The sequence below is a fragment of the Streptomyces sp. NBC_01381 genome (assembly GCF_026340305.1).
GTDB lineage: Bacteria > Actinomycetota > Actinomycetes > Streptomycetales > Streptomycetaceae > Streptomyces.
In genome coordinates this window covers 2,403,181-2,419,613 of sequence record NZ_JAPEPI010000001.1, presented here as the reverse complement: position 1 = coordinate 2,419,613, position 16,433 = coordinate 2,403,181, and the positions used below count along the sequence as shown (strand labels likewise).

The 16,433-nt window shown below is 70.5% G+C and carries 15 protein-coding genes and 2 tRNA genes; 5 read left to right on the top strand and 12 right to left on the bottom strand.

The genetic code is table 11. The features are described 5' to 3' along the window. Window positions 1–103: 103 nt before the first annotated feature. Window positions 104–3,004 carry a leucine--tRNA ligase gene (gene leuS / locus OG453_RS11445; RefSeq protein ID WP_266867050.1) on the bottom strand — a complete coding sequence of 967 codons (2,901 nt, stop codon included), beginning with the start codon at window positions 3,002–3,004 and terminating at the stop codon, window positions 104–106. A 423-nt stretch (window positions 3,005–3,427) separates the two neighbouring features. On the opposite strand from leuS, the gene OG453_RS11440 reads away from it, so the two are divergent. Both OG453_RS11440 and OG453_RS11435 read left to right on the top strand, forming a co-directional pair. Beyond that, on the top strand, window positions 3,428–4,711 hold the full coding sequence (locus tag OG453_RS11440; RefSeq protein WP_266867048.1) for a cytochrome b/b6 domain-containing protein: 1,284 nt from the start codon (window positions 3,428–3,430) through the stop codon (window positions 4,709–4,711). Continuing rightward, window positions 4,708–6,297, top strand: coding sequence for an NADH-quinone oxidoreductase subunit NuoF family protein (locus OG453_RS11435; protein WP_266867046.1), 1,590 nt, complete (start codon window positions 4,708–4,710; stop codon window positions 6,295–6,297). The genes OG453_RS11440 and OG453_RS11435 overlap by 4 nt, the downstream gene beginning before the upstream one ends. A gap of 49 nt (window positions 6,298–6,346) precedes the next feature. Here the strand turns inward: OG453_RS11435 and OG453_RS11430 are convergent. Beyond that, window positions 6,347–6,419: transfer RNA gene (locus OG453_RS11430), tRNA-Ala, on the bottom strand. 113 nt (window positions 6,420–6,532) lie between these two features. Between OG453_RS11430 and OG453_RS11425 the strand changes: the two genes are divergently transcribed. Then, window positions 6,533–7,783 (top strand): glycosyltransferase 87 family protein, encoded by a 1,251-nt coding sequence (locus OG453_RS11425; RefSeq protein WP_266867044.1) that lies wholly within the window; start codon window positions 6,533–6,535, stop codon window positions 7,781–7,783. Here OG453_RS11425 and OG453_RS11420 read toward each other — a convergent pair. The 3 genes from OG453_RS11420 to OG453_RS11410 form a co-directional block, all read right to left on the bottom strand. Beyond that, complete coding sequence (locus tag OG453_RS11420) at window positions 7,752–7,985, bottom strand: hypothetical protein (RefSeq protein ID WP_006137425.1); 234 nt, start codon at window positions 7,983–7,985, stop codon at window positions 7,752–7,754. The genes OG453_RS11425 and OG453_RS11420 overlap by 32 nt on opposite strands. 3 nt (window positions 7,986–7,988) lie before the next feature. Further along, window positions 7,989–8,180, bottom strand: a complete 192-nt coding sequence (locus OG453_RS11415; RefSeq protein WP_266867040.1) for a hypothetical protein — start codon at window positions 8,178–8,180, stop codon at window positions 7,989–7,991. An 86-nt stretch (window positions 8,181–8,266) separates the two neighbouring features. Next, entirely contained in the window at window positions 8,267–9,799 is a 1,533-nt protein-coding gene (locus OG453_RS11410; RefSeq protein ID WP_266867038.1) for an MFS transporter, read from the bottom strand. 112 nt (window positions 9,800–9,911) lie between these two features. On the opposite strand from OG453_RS11410, the gene OG453_RS11405 reads away from it, so the two are divergent. Further along, entirely contained in the window at window positions 9,912–10,823 is a 912-nt protein-coding gene (locus OG453_RS11405) for a helix-turn-helix transcriptional regulator (protein WP_266867036.1), read from the top strand. 52 nt (window positions 10,824–10,875) lie between these two features. Here the strand turns inward: OG453_RS11405 and OG453_RS11400 are convergent. From OG453_RS11400 to OG453_RS11370, 7 genes are all read right to left on the bottom strand, one after another. After that, window positions 10,876–10,948: transfer RNA gene (locus tag OG453_RS11400), tRNA-Ala, on the bottom strand. 104 nt (window positions 10,949–11,052) lie between these two features. Continuing rightward, window positions 11,053–11,694, bottom strand: a complete 642-nt coding sequence (locus OG453_RS11395) for a histidine phosphatase family protein (RefSeq protein WP_266867034.1) — start codon at window positions 11,692–11,694, stop codon at window positions 11,053–11,055. After that, the gene (gene rsfS / locus OG453_RS11390; RefSeq protein ID WP_266867032.1) at window positions 11,691–12,134 is read right to left on the bottom strand and encodes a ribosome silencing factor; all 444 of its coding nucleotides are present in this window, start codon (window positions 12,132–12,134) and stop codon (window positions 11,691–11,693) included. The genes OG453_RS11395 and rsfS overlap by 4 nt, the downstream gene beginning before the upstream one ends. Window positions 12,135–12,279: 145 nt before the next feature. Further along, window positions 12,280–14,010: an LCP family protein gene (locus OG453_RS11385; RefSeq protein WP_266867031.1), complete on the bottom strand. Its 1,731-nt coding sequence runs from the start codon at window positions 14,008–14,010 to the stop codon at window positions 12,280–12,282. 16 nt (window positions 14,011–14,026) lie between these two features. Further along, entirely contained in the window at window positions 14,027–14,665 is a 639-nt protein-coding gene (gene nadD, locus OG453_RS11380; RefSeq protein ID WP_266867029.1) for a nicotinate-nucleotide adenylyltransferase, read from the bottom strand. 62 nt (window positions 14,666–14,727) lie between these two features. Next, window positions 14,728–14,892, bottom strand: coding sequence for a hypothetical protein (locus OG453_RS11375; RefSeq protein ID WP_266867027.1), 165 nt, complete (start codon window positions 14,890–14,892; stop codon window positions 14,728–14,730). Between the two features lie 86 nt (window positions 14,893–14,978). Continuing rightward, entirely contained in the window at window positions 14,979–15,194 is a 216-nt protein-coding gene (locus tag OG453_RS11370) for a hypothetical protein (protein WP_266869807.1), read from the bottom strand. A 111-nt stretch (window positions 15,195–15,305) separates the two neighbouring features. On the opposite strand from OG453_RS11370, the gene OG453_RS11365 reads away from it, so the two are divergent. After that, on the top strand, window positions 15,306–16,418 hold the full coding sequence (locus tag OG453_RS11365; protein ID WP_266867025.1) for a M48 family metallopeptidase: 1,113 nt from the start codon (window positions 15,306–15,308) through the stop codon (window positions 16,416–16,418). Window positions 16,419–16,433: the final 15 nt, after the last annotated feature.

The following is a 16,433-nucleotide window of genomic DNA, read 5'->3' as shown; positions in this document are numbered from 1 at the left end:
AGCGGAACCCCCAACCTGCCCGTAGGGGACTACCCCCATGCCCCGCGCGCGTCCTCGCGCAGGAGCGACGCAGGGGCGGAAGGGGTCGGCTACGCCCGGACGACTACGCCGGGACGATGTTGACCAGCTTCGGCGCCCGCACGATGACCTTGCGGATCCCGGCGCCGTCCAGCGCCGCCAGTACCCGCTCGTCGCCCAGGGCCACCTTCTCCAGCTCATCGTCCGAGATCGCCGGGGAGACCTCCAGACGCGCCTTGACCTTGCCCTTGATCTGCACGACGCAGGTCACGGTCTCGTCCACGACGAACGCCGGGTCGGCGACGGGGAAGTCCTGGTGCACCACCGAGTCGCTGTGGCCCAGCCTGCGCCACAGCTCCTCGCCCACGTGCGGGGCCAGCGGAGCGATCAGCAGCACCAGGCGCTCGGCGACCGAGCGCGGCAGCGCGCCGCCCTCCTTGGTCAGGTAGTTGTTCAGCTCGGTGATCTTGGCGATGGCGGTGTTGAACCGCATGCCGCCCAGGTCCTGGCGCACCCCGTCGATCGCCTTGTGCAGGGCGCGCAGGGTGCCCTCGGCGATCTCGGTCTCCGCGACGTCCGCGACCGTGACCTCACCGGTCGACTCGTCGACGATCAGGCGCCACATACGCTGCAGCAGGCGGTACTGGCCGACCACCGCGCGGGTGTCCCACGGGCGCGAGACGTCCAGCGGGCCCATCGCCATCTCGTACAGACGCAGGGTGTCCGCGCCGTACTCCTCGCAGATCTCGTCCGGAGTGACCGCGTTCTTCAGGGACTTGCCCATCTTGCCCAGCTCGCGCTTGACCGGCTCGCCCTCGAAGAAGTACTGCCCGTCGCGCTCCTCGACCTCGGTGGCCGGGACCGGGAAGCCACGGCTGTCGCGGTACACGTAGGCCTGGATCATGCCCTGGTTGAACAGCTTGTGGAACGGCTCGGCGGACGAGATGTGCCCCAGGTCGAACAGCATCTTCGACCAGAAACGGGCGTACAGCAGGTGCAGCACGGCGTGCTCGGCGCCGCCCACGTACAGGTCGACACCGCCGGTCGGCTGGCCCGCGCGCGGGCCCATCCAGTACTGCTCGATGGCCGGGTCGACCAGCTTCTGGTCGTTGTTCGGGTCCAGGTAGCGCAGTTCGTACCAGCAGGAACCGGCCCAGTTGGGCATGGTGTTGGTCTCGCGGCGGTACTTCTTGGGCCCGTCGCCCAGGTCCAGGGTGACGTTGACCCAGTCCTCGTTGCGGGACAGCGGCGTCTCCGGAGAGGTGTCCGCGTCGTCCGGCTCGAAGGTGCGCGGGCTGTAGTCGTCGACCTCCGGCAGTTCCAGGGGCAGCATCGACTCGGGCAGCGAGTGGGCGATGCCGTCCTCGTCGTAGACGATCGGGAAGGGCTCGCCCCAGTAACGCTGGCGGCTGAACAGCCAGTCGCGCAGGCGGAAGTTGACGGTGCCCTCGCCGATGCCCTTGCGGGCCAGCCACTCCGTGATGCGCGCCTTGGCCTCGACGACCCCCAGGCCGTCCAGCGAGATGCCTTCTCCGGAGGAGTTGACCAGCTTCGCTTCGTACGAACCGAACGCGTCCTCCCACGTCGACGCGTCGGTCCCACGGTCGTCCGAGGGCTGGACCACGCACCGCATGGGCAGCTCGAAGGCGCGGGCGAAGGCGAAGTCTCGGCTGTCGTGCGCCGGGACGGCCATGATCGCGCCGGTGCCGTAGCCCATCAGTACGTAGTCGGCGATGAAGACCGGGACCTGCTCGCCGCTGACCGGGTTGGTGGCGTAGACGCCGGTGAAGACGCCGGTCTTCTCCTTGGCGTCTGCCTGGCGCTCCACGTCGGACTTGGCGGCGGCGAACGCGCGGTACTTGGCGACGGCCTCGGCCGGCGTCGCGTGCCCGCCGGTCCACACGTCGTGGGTGCCCTCGGGCCAGGCGGCCGGGATCATCTTGTCGACCAGCTCGTGCTCGGGCGCCAGGACCATGTAGGTCGCGCCGAACAGGGTGTCCTGACGGGTCGTGAAGACGGTGATCGCGTCGTCTCCGGAGCCGACCGGGAAGTCGACGCGGGCGCCTTCGGAGCGGCCGATCCAGTTGCGCTGCTGCAGCTTGATTGCCTCGGGCCAGTCCAGGGCGTCCAGGTCGTCCAGCAGCCTGTCGGCGTACGCGGTGATGCGCATGTTCCACTGGCGCAGCTTGGCCTTGAAGACGGGGAAGTTGCCGCGCTCGGAGCGGCCGTCGGCGGTGACCTCCTCGTTCGCCAGGACCGTGCCCAGGCCGGGGCACCAGTTGACGGGGGCGTCGGAGGCGTACGCCAGGCGGTACTCGCTCAGGACGTCGGCGCGCTCGTTGGCGCTCAGCTCGTGCCACGCGCGCGTGGAGTTCGGTACGGCGCGCTCACCGGTCTCGAACTGCGCGACCAGGTCCGCGATCGGACGGGCCTTCTTCGCCTCGTCGTCGTACCAGGAGTTGAAGATCTGGACGAAGATCCACTGGGTCCACTTGTAGTAGTCCGGGTCGATCGTCGCGAAGGAGCGGCGCTTGTCGTGGCCCAGGCCCAGACCGCGCAGCTGCGACTTCATGTTCTCGATGTTGGCCTCGGTGGAGACCCGGGGGTGGGTGCCCGTCTGCACGGCGTACTGCTCGGCGGGCAGGCCGAAGGCGTCGAAGCCCAGGGTGTGCAGGACGTTGTGGCCCGTCATGCGCTGGAAGCGCGCGTAGACGTCCGTGGCGATGTACCCCAGGGGGTGACCGACGTGCAGGCCCGCACCGGAGGGGTACGGGAACATGTCCATGATGAACTGCTTGGGCTTGGCGACCAGTGCGGCCTGCGCGGCGTCGCCCGCCGCCATGTCGCCGCTCGGGTTCGGCGCCTCGTACGTGCCGTCGGCGTCCCAGAAGTCCTGCCAGCGTGCCTCGATCTCGGCGGCCAGGACGGCCGTGTAGCGGTGCGGCGCGGCCACCTCGGAGGCGGCAGCAGAATTCGTCTCGCTCATGATCCTCAAAGCTCCATCGATCGTCTCTGCCTGCGGAATTGACCGTCCTGGTCAAATAAAAATGCCCCTCACACAGGAGGGGACGCCGCGCCGATGCCGACCGCGAATTTCCGGCGGTCGGGACTGATCAGCGCGGCCCGCTAAGCAGAAGGCGTACGGCACGCATGGCGTCAGGGTACCGCAGCGCCCGCGCGGCCCGCGACGAGCCGGGCCGTGACGCTCGATCACGCCTCATGACGCTCCGGAGGCCCACCGGAAGCTCGGACTCCACCTTTGGCCAAGGGTTACTCCGCGTACCGACAACTATCGGGGCAACACCAAGATCGCGTCGCGGTTTTATAACAACGCAATAACTCAAACCTCGTACTCACTGGTATGCGGCGACTTAGCATGCGGCGATCGAGCCATCTCGGAGTCGCCCCCATGAACCCTCTGAATCCTCATCACAAGAGCCGCGCAAGCCGCACCGATCGCACGAGCCGCACCACTCGCACCACTCGCAAGGCCCGTTCGCCCCGTTCGGGCCGCAAGAGCCGCACTGATCGCAAAAGCCGCACGTTCCCCGCGTTCCCCGAGCCCAGCAGAACCACCCGCGGGATCCTCTCCACGGCGGCGCTGCTGCTGATACCCCTGCTCGTCATAGCCGGGAGCGACGCCTTCCGCGCCGCCCTCGACTTCACCACCGGCGTCCTGTCCCTGGTCAGCCTGACCGGCGCCGTCGTCTGGGGCCTGGTCGCCACGGACCGCCTTTTCCTGCACTCCCGTCAGCGACTGCTCGCCCAGGCCGTGCACCGGGCCACGGCGGTCGCCTCCATCGGCTTCCTGCTGCTGCACGTCACCGTCAAACTCGCGCTCGACCATGTGTCGCCGGTCGGCGCGCTCATCCCCTTCGGCCTCGGCTTCTCCGGAAGCGACGGGCTCATCGGCCTCGGCTCGCTCGCCGGGCTCCTCATGGTGGCCACGGGCATCACCGGGGCCCTGCGCAGCGCCTTCGCGTCACCGGCCCAGATCGCCTCGCGCTGGCGGGCGCTGCACATGCTCGCCTACCCCGCCTGGTGTTCGGCGCTGATCCACGGCCTGTACGCGGGACGCGCGCCCAAACCGTGGGTGATCGCCCTCTACTGCCTGTGCCTGGTCGCCGTCGCGGGAGCCGTCGCGCTGCGCGCCGCCCCGCTCCCGGTCAAGCGGAAGGTCGCCGCCCGGATCCTGGCCGTCCTCGAACCGGAGAAGCGGAACAGGCCCGCCCGCAGGGACACCGCCGAATCGCCGCTCCCCGGCACGACCGGCGCTCCCGGCCGTGCCCCCTACCCCGAAGCCGAGCCCGATCCGACCCCCGTGGTCGGCATCGCCGCGGCCTACCGCGTGCTCGCATCCGACAACAGGCCCACGGAGGTCCTGCCCGTCACCGACCCGCCGCCCCGCTGGCCGTCCCCGTCCCCGCCGCCTCCCGCCGAGGCCCCTCGTATGCCGTACGACTCCTCCAATGACTCCTACGACACCACGCACGACACGGCGTACGTCTCCGAAGAGGCCGCCTACCGCTCCCACGACACCTCGTACGGCTCCACGTACGAACCGGCGTACGACCCCACGCCCACGTACGAAGCCCCGTACGACAGCGGTCCCGCCACCGAACCGCTGCCCCACACCTTCCAGGCGCCGAGTCCTGGCGAACCCTGGAACGCCGCCACCGGAGGCCCCAAGTGAACGCGTCGCTGCCCGATGTCCCCGAAGTCCGCGTGGTCGGACTTCCGCTCCTGACCTCGGGCTTCGACCTGGTCGAGCGCCTTGATCTGGCGATGCACCTGAAGGTGCACGGGCCCCTGGAACCGATGGCAGGTGAGTCTCTGGCCACCCTCTCCGAAGACATCTCCTTGCGCGGCAGGGGCGGCGCGGGCTTCCCCTTCGCCCGGAAGCTGCGCGCGGTCGCCGACGCCGCGATCCGTCGCGGGGTGCGCCCCGTGGTCGTCGTCAACGGAAGCGAGGACGAACCGGCCTGCCGCAAGGACACCGTCCTGATCAACCGCGCCCCGCACCTCATCCTGGACGGCGCGCTCCTCGCGGCCGAGGCGCTGGGCGCCCGCACCCTCGTCATCGGCGTGACCCGCGACTCCACGGAGTCCTCCATGCGGTCGGCGCTCGCCGAGCGCGGCCTGACCAACCGGCGCGGATCGGGCATCCGCGCGCGCGTGCAGCGCAATCCGGTGCGCATGGTGACCGGCGAGTCGTCGGCCCTGGTCCGCTCGGCGGACGGCGGCCCGCCGCTGCCCCCGGGGCGCAAACTGCGGACCTCCGACTCCGGGGTCGGCGGCGCACCCACGCTGCTGTCCAACGCGGAGACCTTCGCCCAGCTCGCGGTCGCCGCCCGGATCGGCGCCGACCGCTACCGCCGCACCGGCCTGCGGGACGAGCCGGGCACGGTGCTGCTCACCGTCTCCGGAGCGGTCGCCCGCCCCATGGTGGTGGAGGTCCCCACCGGAGTGCCCCTGCGGTACGTCCTGCAGCTGGCCGGCGCGCCGCCGCTCCCCCAGGGCGTCCTGACGGGCGGCTATCACGGCAAATGGCTCGACGCGATCACCGCCCATGACGCGGTCGTCTCACGCGCCTCCCTGGAGGCCTGCGGCGGCGCGCTCGGCGCGGGCGCCATCCTGCCCATCGGCCCGGGCACCTGCGCCCTCGGGGAGTCGCTGCGCGTGGCGCACTGGCTGGCCGCCGAGAGCTCGGGCCAGTGCGGCCCCTGCTATCTGGGGCTTCCGGCGGCGGCGCGCGGCCTCGCGGACATCCTGGACGGCGGCGGACCGACCGCCCTGGAGGCGCTGCGCGAGGTGACCCGGGCCGTGAAGCGGCGCGGCGCCTGCAAGCACCCGGACGGCTCGGCGGCCTTCCTGGACTCGACGATCTCGGCGTTCACGGACGACCTCGCCGCACATGTCCTGGGCGGCGGCTGCGGCCGCCCCGTGGAGGGTGTCCTGCCGCTCCAGGCGGAGGCCCCCCAGGGAGAGGCGCCGAGCGGTCGCAAGCTCGCTGTCGACTGGACGCTCTGCCAGGGCCACGGCCTGTGCGCGGACATCGTCCCGGAGCTGATCCAGCTGGGCCCGGACGGCTTCCCCGGCGTCGCGGAGGCGCCCGTACCGCAGTACTCCGAAGCGCGCGCCGCGCGTGCCGTACGCCGCTGCCCGGCGCTCGCGCTCCGCATCGAGGAGGACCCCTCGGTGGCACCACCGCGCCCGGCACTGCCTCCCGCCCTGCCACCGGGCCGCGGCCGCAGGGCACTGGGAAGCGGGCGCTCCTAGACACACGAAAGCGGGCCACCCGATCCGGGTGGCCCGCTCTCATCTTCTGTGGAGCTAAGGAGAATTGAACTCCTGACCTCCTGCATGCCATGCAGGCGCTCTACCAACTGAGCTATAGCCCCTTGTTTGCTTCCGCCCGGTTCCCCCGGCGGCTCCGCCAACATTACACGGTCCTCCCCGTGCTCCACCAAATCGTTTCCCTTCTGTACGGATACGGCCGGTACTGTCTGCCTTCGTGACCGTGATCGCGCTCGCCGCCGCCCGTCGCCGCGTTCCCCCCGCCGCCTGGGGCTGCCTGCTGTCCTTCACGGCCTTCTGGCTCGCGCAGCGTGCCGCCGACGTCTCGATGATCGACCTGATGGTCTACCGCGCCGAGGGCGAGACCGTGCGCGCGGGCGGCGACCTCTACGCGCTGCGCACCACCGAGGCCCATCTGCCCACCACCTACCCGCCGTTCGCCGCCCTCCTCTTCACGCCGCTGACGCTCCTGGACACGGCGGACATGCGGACTCTGGCGACGCTCGGGAACCTGCTGCTGCTCGTGGTGCTCGTCCGCCTCTCCCTGCGCCTGATCGGAGATCCGCTGCACGCGCGCGTGGAGAGCGCCCTGTGGGTGGCCGCGTTCGCGATCTGGGCGGAGCCGGTGTGGACCACGCTGCGGTACGGCCAGATCAATCTGCTGCTCGCCGTCCTGGTCCTGTGGGACCTGTCCCGGCGGCCGGGCCACCGCTGGGCGGGCGTGGGCATCGGCGTCGCAGCGGCGATCAAGCTCACGCCCGCGCTCTTCGCGGTGTTCCTGCTGCTGACCGGTGCCGCCGAGGCCGTGCGGCGGGGGCAGTGGCGGGTACATGTGCGGCACGCGTGCGTGGCCGCCGCCTCGTTCGCCGGCGCGACGCTGCTCGCGGCCGCCGTCCTGCCGTACGACTCCTGGCGCTTCTGGACCCGGATGGTCTTCGACGCGGGCCGGGTCGGGCTCGCCGAGGACACCGCGAACCAGTCCCTGCGCGGGGTCCTCGCGCGGCTTCTGCACACCGAGGAACCGGGCCTGCGATGGGCGGTGACCGCGGCGGCGGTCGGCGCGGTCGGCCTCGCCGTCGCCGTCGCCGCCGAGCTGCGCGGGGAGCGCGCCCGCGCGGCGGTGGCCTGTGCGGCGACGGCGCTCCTTGTCAGCCCGGTGTCGTGGTCGCACCACTGGGTGTGGTGCGTACCGATGGCGCTGCTTGCGTGGACGGCGGCGGTGCGCCGGGGCGGCCTGGCCAGATGGGCGGCGACCGGAGCCGTCACGCTGGTCTTCTGCTCGTACGCCCTGTGGTGGGTGCCGCATGGCGTGGGACGGCTTGAACTCGGCCAGAATTATGGCCAGATGACGCTGTCCGCCCTCTACGTAGTGACCGCTTTGGCGTTCCTGCTGCAAGGGGTCGAAGGGATGGGACGCCGGATGACCCGACCGGCGATCAAGCCGTGGCGAAGGAGTAGAAGCGCTTGAGCGTGCAGTGCTCGTCGAGCAGCCGACCGTAGATCGGCTCCCCTTCGAGCTCGCGGTACGTCTCGATGGGGTCGCCTTTTATGATCAGCGCCCGCGCGCACTCCTCGCACCAGTACTGGTAGTCCTGGTTGACCGGCTCCATGTCGCGGACGATCGGCGTACCACTGCCGCACCAGTCGCACTTCCGCCTGTGTGCACCCATCGATCAGCTCCAGCTGTGGCCGCAGGCCGTGCACACGTACGAGACACCGCCGTTGTCGCCGAGCACTTGGGCGACATGGGACGAACCGCAGGACGGACAGGTCAGGAGGGCGATCGCCGCGAAGGGAGCGGCAGCGCGGCGCGGCGCGGCCACATCGATGAGGCCTTCGGCCCCTTCGAGGATGCTCGCAGGCATCGCTCTCCCTTCCGTCGGGTCACATTCGGTGATCTGGTGCGGTCCCCTTCCGGCCGTCCGATTCTGCCACGGTCTGAGCGAACCGGTCAGCGACGCATTCGTACCAGTCCGGACACGGCGCCAAGGGCGGCCGCCCCTGCCAGTGCGTACGAGCACACCAGGAGCGCGTCCGCGGATGAATACGCCCCCGGGGCCCCTTGTGACTCAAGCCGGTTGAGGAAAAGTGCGCCGAAGGCCGCGACACCGGTCAGCTGGCCGAGCTGTGCGACCGTCGAGAGCAGGCCGCTGGCGTCCGCGGCGTCCTCCGGGCGCACGGTGGAAAGCGCCCGGGTGAGCGTCGGGCTGAAGCCGAGGGCGAGGCCCACGCCAATGCCCACGAAGGCCGCATACAGCCACGGGCCGCCCTCCCCGCCGTCGCGAAGGACCAGGCCCACGGCGAGCGCGGACACCGCGGTGAGTGCGAACCCGCCGGGAATCAGCGCGCGTTGGGCCGCCGCGGGCCAGCGCCGCCAGGTCAGGCCGACCGCGCCGAAGACCACGGCGGTCGGCGCGAACGTGAGCCCGGCACGCAACGCGCTGTAGCCGAGGCCCCCCTGGATGTGCAGGGTGAGCACGAAGAGGAAGCCCGCGTTGACCGCCATCACCACGGCGATCCGGAAGACCGCGAGGCCCATGCCCGGGATGCGCAGGACCCGCGGCGCGATCAGCGGCGCCCCGCCACCGCGGGAGAGCCGGGACTCGTAGCCGCAGAAGAGCGCGAAGACGACCGCCGCCGCACCGAGGCAGAGCCATGACCACAGCGGCCAGCCCTTCTCCTGGCCGAGCACCAGCGGCACGGTGAACAGCGACACCGCGGCGCCGAGCAGCACAAGCCCCGGCAGATCGAGCCCGCGGGCCCGCGCCGTCGCCGCCTCCCCGGCCCGCTCCCCCGCCGTCTCCCCGGCCCGCTCCCCCACCGTCTCCCCGCCCCGCCCGACGCCACCGCCGCCGTCGCGCGGCAGCACCCGCCCCGCCACGACGAGCAGGGCCACGCCGACCGGCACGTTCACCAGGAACACCGGGCGCCAGCCGGTGCCGAACAGATCGGCGCTGACCAGGATTCCGCCGAGCACCTGGCCCGCCGCGGCCCCGATCGCGAGGACCGCCGAGTACGCGCCGAGGGCCCGCGTGCGCGCCTCGCCGGTGAAGTTGCGCTGGATCAGGCTGAGCACCTGCGGGATGAGCAGCGCCGAGCCCGCGCCCTGCAGCAGCCGGAAGGCGATCAACTCGCCCGTGCCCTGGCTGAGTCCGCAGGCGAGCGAGGCGACGGTGAAGACCGCGAGCCCCACGAGATACATCCGCCGGTGCCCGACGCGTTCGCCGAGCCGCGCTCCGGTGATGAGCAGCACCGCGTACGTGATGGTGTAGCCGGCGATCACCAGCTGCAACCCGGCGCCGGACGCGCCGAGTTCGTCGCGGATGGTGGGGGCGGCGACATTGACGATGAAGACGTCGAGCAGCGCCATGAACTGGGCCGCGATGACGACCGCGAGCAGCCGTCCGGGGCGATTGTCAGTGCCGGGGGCTTTACTGAGGAGGTGACTTGGACCAGTGGGATCGGTCGGAGTTGCCGTTGCCATGGCAGCGAGCCTGCGCGCGGCTCGGTACGGGTAACGAGAGCCTGCCGATGCTGGTACTGACAGCACCTGGCAGCGCTCGGCGCGGGCACGGACGATGGGGGATGTGACGACGATGGGGACGACTCAGCGACGGCGGCCGGAGCTCGCCGCCTTCCTGCGCAGCCGCAGGGCCCGGGTGACACCGGCCGATGTGGGCATGCCGCCCGGCCTGCGCCGCCGCACCCCGGGCCTGCGCCGCGAGGAGGTCGCGCAGCTCTCCGGGGTGGGCGTCACCTGGTACACGTGGCTGGAGCAGGGCCGCCCCATCAACGCGTCCGCGCAGGTCCTGGACGCCGTGGCGCGCACGCTGCGCCTGGAGCAGCCCGAGCGCGAGCATCTCTACCACCTGGCCGAGGTGCCCTATTCGCCGGACCCGGAGTGCGCCGCCAAGGCCGTCGGCCCGGAGATCCAGGGCATCATCGACGCCCTCGATCCGCACCCGGCGGTGGTCTACAACGCGCGGTACGACATCCTCGCCACCAACCCCGCCTACCGCGACCTCTTCTTCGTCCCGCAGGTCGCGGCGCTCGGCGTACCGAACGTGCTGTGGACGCTGTTCATCGTGCCCGACCCCGTGTGCCCGCTGGTGTACCGGGAGACGGAGCTGCCGGTGATGGTGGCGACGCTGCGCAGTGCGTACGGCCGGCATGTGGGCGAGCCCGCCTGGGAGGCGTTCATCCACCGCATGTCCTCCGCGAGCCCGCTCTTCGCCGAGCTGTGGGAGAGCGGGAACGTGGCGCCGCCGGGACCCCGTGTGAAGACGTTCCGGCACGAGGCGGTCGGCGAGCTGCGGATGACGTCGGTCTCGCTGTCCATCAACGGCATGCCGGAGTGCCGGATCGTCGCGTACACACCGGACGACGAGGAGAGCAGGCAGCGGACGGCGCGACTGCGCGAGATGCGGGAGCCGCTGTGGCCCGTGGAAGCCATAGAACCCATAGCCCTCGTAGAACCGATGGGATCCATAGAACCGACGGCCCCATAGCGGCCCCGGTAACGGAAAATCCCGCCCTCTGACGAGGACGGGATCCGGATTGTGGAGCTAAGGAGAATTGAACTCCTGACCTCCTGCATGCCATGCAGGCGCTCTACCAACTGAGCTATAGCCCCTTGCGTTCTCCCCGCTCGGCGGGCGAACAAGAAGAACTTTAGCCTGCGACCAGCCGGAATGTGAAATCCGGGTCCGGCCGCCCGCCGAAGCGGTTCCGGGGCGCTCAGTCGTCGTCGCCGAGCACCGGTTCCGGCAGCGTTCCCGCGTTGTGTTCCAGGAGGCGCCAGCCGCGCGCGCCCTGGCCGAGGACGGACCAGCAGCAGTTGGAGAGCCCGCCGAGGCCCTCCCAGTGGTGGGACTCCAGGCCGAGGAGGCGGCCGATGGTGGTGCGGATCGTGCCGCCGTGACTGACCACCACGAGCGTGCCGTTGTCCGGCAGCTTCTCGGCATGGCGCAGGACGATCGGCGCGGCCCGGTCGGCGACCTCGGTCTCGAGCTCGCCGCCGCCGCGGCGCACCGCTTCGCCGCGCTTCCACGCGGCGTACTGGTCGCCGAAGCGGGCGATGATCTCGTCGTGCGTCAGGCCCTGCCACTCACCGGCGTACGTCTCCTGGAGACCCTCCTCGTGCGTGACGGGGAGGTCGGTGATGGCGGACAGCTCATCCGCCGTGGCCGCGGCCCGCTTGAGGTCGGACGCCACGATCGCGTCCGGCTTCAGCGAGGCGAGCAGCCGGGCGGCGCGCCTGGCCTGCGAGATGCCGGTGTCGGTCAGCTCGATGTCCGTGGAGCCCTGGAAGCGGCGCTCCAGGTTCCATGCCGTCTGGCCGTGCCGCCACAGGATGATCCGGCAGCCGCGGTTGCTCACCGAAGCTCACCGTCCAGGTCGGCCTCCTCCGCGGCCCGCTGCTCGGCGTGCTCGGCGGCCTTGCCGCGGGTCGCCTTGGCGTCCTCGGGCAGGTCGATCTCGGGGCAGTCCTTCCACAGACGCTCGAGGGCGTAGAAGACACGCTCCTCGCTGTGCTGGACGTGCACCACGATGTCCACGTAGTCGAGGAGGATCCAGCGGGCGTCGCGGTCCCCCTCGCGGCGGACCGGCTTGGCGCCGAGCTGCTTGTTCAGCTGCTCCTCGATCTCGTCGACGATCGACTTGACCTGGCGGTCGTTGGGCGCGGATGCGAGCAGGAAGGCGTCCGTGATCGACAGCACGTCGCTGACGTCGTACGCGATGATGTCGTGCGCGAGCTTGTCGGCCGCCGCCTGCGCGGCGGTGGTGATGAGCTCGATGGAGCGGTCCGTGGCGGTCACAGTTGAGCTTTCCTTCGGAGGGCAATACCTCACCAAGGGTCTCACGGACCGCCGACAGCACCCCCGGCGTTTTTTCGATCACCCTGTCTGCTGCGTCACCCCGGCGGTGTTCCCGGCCGGGGCGACGCAGCGGACAGCGCTCGTCTCAGCCCGTCTTGTAGTCCTGGCCGAGCACCACCGAGACATCCGCGTTCGGTGCGGTCTTGCCCTTGCGGACCGCGCTCTCCGGCAGGCCGAGGGTCTTGGCGACCTCGGCGGCCTGCGTCTTCTTGGCCGTGTCGGCGTACGTGACCTGCGACGCCGCCTGGGCGACCGAGCCCGCGCCACTGTCGACGAAGGTGTAACCGCCGTTGACCAGGGAGATCCGTGCGTCCTGTCCCGCGCCCTTGGTCCCGGAGGCGTTCTTGACGCCGACCCGCACGGCCGCGTCCTTGTCCGGGCTCTTGACCGCGCCGCCCAGGACGTTCTCGACCACGCTCTCGCCGGTCTTCTCCGACAGCGTCCCGTCCTGCTGGACCGGGAGCAGCTGGGTGGCGTAGTCGCCGCCCTTGGCGCGGTCGGCGAGCTTGGCGAGGAAGGCGCCCAGGTCCTTCTCCTTGAGCGAGGGGTCCAGGATCTGGGCGAGCGACTGCACGGTGGTCGTCGCGGCCTGCGGGTCGGATGACAGCTTCCGCAGGACGCCCTGCATGACCGCGCCGAACCGGCCGAGCTGGTCCGTCTCGGACTCGCCGGACGCCCGGTAGGTGGCGTACGCGACGGCCATCGGGCCGCTCAGGGTCTGCTGCTCGCCCTTCTTGACGAGCGGGGCCTCGCCCTTCTTCGCCTTGGGGTCGGGGACATTGGCGTTCGTGTCGATGTCGATGTTGCCGACGAGCTCGACGAGGTTGTTCAGGTAGGGGGTGTCGAGGCGCCAGGTGCCCTCGACCTGGGTGCCGAGCAGCGCGTCGATCGACTCGCGCGTGCCGGTCGAGCCGTCGTCGTCGACCGACTTGCCCAGGGTCGTCCCCGTACCGTCGTCGTCCGTCACGGAGAGGGAGTTGGGCAGCAGCACGGTGGTGCCGCGCTTGGCGGTGGTGTTGTTCACCAGGAGCGCGGTGGAGGTGCCGCCGCCCTTGGTGTTGTGCAGGTGGACGACGATCACGTCGCGGTTCTGCGGTCCTGCCGCGGCGCCGCCGCCACCGGTCTTGTCGTCCGAGAGACCGGGCAGCTTGCCCGCGTACCAGAGGTAGCCGACGCCGCCCGCGATGACGAGCGCGAACACCACGATCAGCGCGACGACCCGGGAACGCCCGCGCCGCTTGGCCTCCTCGCGCCGCTCGGTGCGGCTCTCGGTGAACTTCAGCCAGTCGATGACGTCTTCGGATTCCTCGTCCGGCTCCTCGATGAACGAGAACTGCTGCGTCTCGTACGCACGCTCGCGTTCACGCTCGGGCGCCGGCCGCCGCGGCTGCGGCTGCGGCTGCGGCGGTACGGCCTCCGGGGGCTGCCGCGGAGGCTGTTGCTGCTGCGGGATCCAGCCGGTCTGGGTCTGCTGGGGGGCCTGCTGCGGTTGCTGCTGCGGCGCCTGCTGCTGGCCGTACGGCGGGTACGAACCGGTGTCGTACGCCCCGGAGTCGTACGGCGGCACGGGAGGCTGCTGCCCCGTCGCGTACGGGTCGTAGCCGTAGCCCTGCGGCTGCTGCGGCTGCTGTTGCTGCTGTTGCCGCGGAGCCTGTTGCTGCTGAGCCCCGTACTGGTCGTACGAAGCCGAGGGCTGCACCTGCTGGTACACCGGCTGCCCGTACTCGTCGTACCCGACGACCTGGTACTGGTCAGCCGCGTACTCGCCCGCATACGGGTCGCCGCCCGCGTACGGGTCGTACTGTCGGTCGTTCACCGGTGCCCCTCTCGGCTCAGTCGCCGCGGTACAGCTCGCGCTTGTCGATATAACGCACCACACCGTCCGGCACCAGGTACCAGACGGGGTCCCCCTTGGCGACCCGTGCACGGCAGTCCGTGGACGAGATGGCGAGAGCGGGCACCTCCACAAGGGAGACGCCGCCTTCGGGAAGTCCGGGGTCGGCCAGTGTGTGGCCGGGCCGGGTGACCCCGATGAAGTGCGCCAGGGAGAAGAGCTCCTCCGTGTAGCGCCAGGTCAGGATCTGGCCGAGGGCGTCGGCGCCCGTGATGAAGAAGAGGTCCGTGTCCGGGTTGAGCGTGCGCAGATCGCGCAGCGTGTCCGTGGTGTACGTCGGTCCGCCGCGGTCGATGTCGATGCGGCTCACCGAGAACTGGGGGTTCTCGGCAGTCGCGATGACCGTCATCAGATAGCGGTCCTCGGCCGGGGACACCACCTTGTCGCTCTTCTGCCACGGCTGCCCGGTCGGCACGAACACCACCTCGTCGAGGTGGAACTGCGCGGCGACCTCCTGGGCCGCCACCAGGTGTCCGTGGTGGATCGGGTCAAACGTTCCGCCCATGACGCCCAGGCGACGCTTGCCCTTGCTGGCCGGGCCGGTACCGGGACCGGTAGGCATGTCCTGCTCTCCCATGCGTGCAGACCCTACCGGCCCGGCGGACGGGCTCCGTTTCAGCGTCCGTTCAGCGGGACCGCTCAGCGGTCCCGGTTGAAGCGCGTGGTGATCCACAGGAGCAGGAGCAGCGCGACGAACGCGCCGCCGCCGGTGATGAGAGGGTTGAGGCTTTCGTGGTTGCCGCCGTGCTCGCCGCCCTCGGAGGCGAGAGTGACCAGCTGGGCGGCGGTGCTGTGGAGGCTCATCTCAGGCAGGACCTATCCGGGGGTGGGATGGACATAAAGACTTCCGGGCCATCGTATGCGGGGGCCACGGCGGAGCTCACGCCGACTCAGCCGTCCCGCTCGGCGCGCTCCTCGCCCTGACTCTCGCCCGGGACCTCGTCCTGACCCTGCTTGTATCCCCGGAGCAGGAACCACCCCACCAGGACACAGCCGACGACCATGACGATCAGCACAACGCGGAGCAGATTGCCCGCCCCCTGCTCCTTGGCGGCCAGGTCTGCCGCCTCCGTGACCCAGTGGTGGGCTGCGGCGCTGTGCTCCATGACGGACGACATGACGGACGACTCCATTCGCTGTGCTGCCCTGTCACGGTAACTCCGCCTACGCTGGGACCCACCTCGGGGGCATGACTGGACGAGCATGGGGGATGGGGCATGACCGACGACAACGACCACGGCCACGCGAACGGCGGCCAAGAAGACAGCGGTCACGAGAACGTGCCGAGCCGGCAGCGCAGGCGCTTCCCCGGCATCTCGTCACGGGCGTACGAACACCCGGCGGACCGCTCGGCCCTGGTGGCCCTGCGCAAGCTCAGCGGCTTCGACACGGTCTTCAAGGCCCTCAGCGGGCTGCTCCCCGAGCGGAGCCTGCGGCTGCTCTTCCTTTCGGACTCCGTACGGGTCTCCGACGCACAGTTCGCGCACCTCAACACCATGCTGCGGGACGCCTGTTACATCCTGGACCTGGAGAAGGTCCCGCCGATGTACGTGAACCAGGACCCGAACCCGAACGCGATGTGCATCGGCCTCGACGAGCCGATCATCGTGGTGACCACGGGCCTGGTCGAGCTGCTCGACGAGGAGGAGATGCGGGCGGTCATCGGCCACGAGGTGGGGCACGCGCTGTCCGGCCACTCGGTGTACCGGACGATACTGCTCTTCCTCACCAACCTCGCGCTCAAGGTGGCGTGGATCCCGCTCGGCAATGTGGCGATCATGGCGATCGTCACCGCCCTGCGCGAGTGGTTCCGCAAGTCCGAGCTGTCGGCGGACCGCGCGGGGCTCCTGGTGGGCCAGGACCTCAAAGCGTCGATGCGCGGCCTGATGAAGATCGCGGGCGGCAACCACCTGCACGAGATGAACGTGGACGCGTTCCTGGAGCAGGCCGCGGAGTACGAGGCCGGGGGCGACCTGCGCGACTCCGTACTGAAGATCCTGAACATGCTGCCGCGTACGCACCCCTTCACCACCGTGCGCGCCGCCGAGCTGAAGAAGTGGGCCGAGACCCGCGACTACCAGCGGATCATGGACGGCCACTACCCGCGCCGCGACGAGGACAAGGACACCTCGGTCTCGGACTCCTTCCGCCAGTCCGCATCCAGCTACGCGGACGACGTGCGGCAGAGCAAGGACCCGCTGATGAAGCTGGTCAACGACATCGCGGGCGGCGCGGGCGACCTGGGCGGCAAGCTGCGCGGGAAGTTCACCGGGGGCGGCGGGCAAGGCGGGCAGAGCGGGCAGGACCGCGGCCCCACCGAGGACAAGTAGCCCTCACAGCCACCC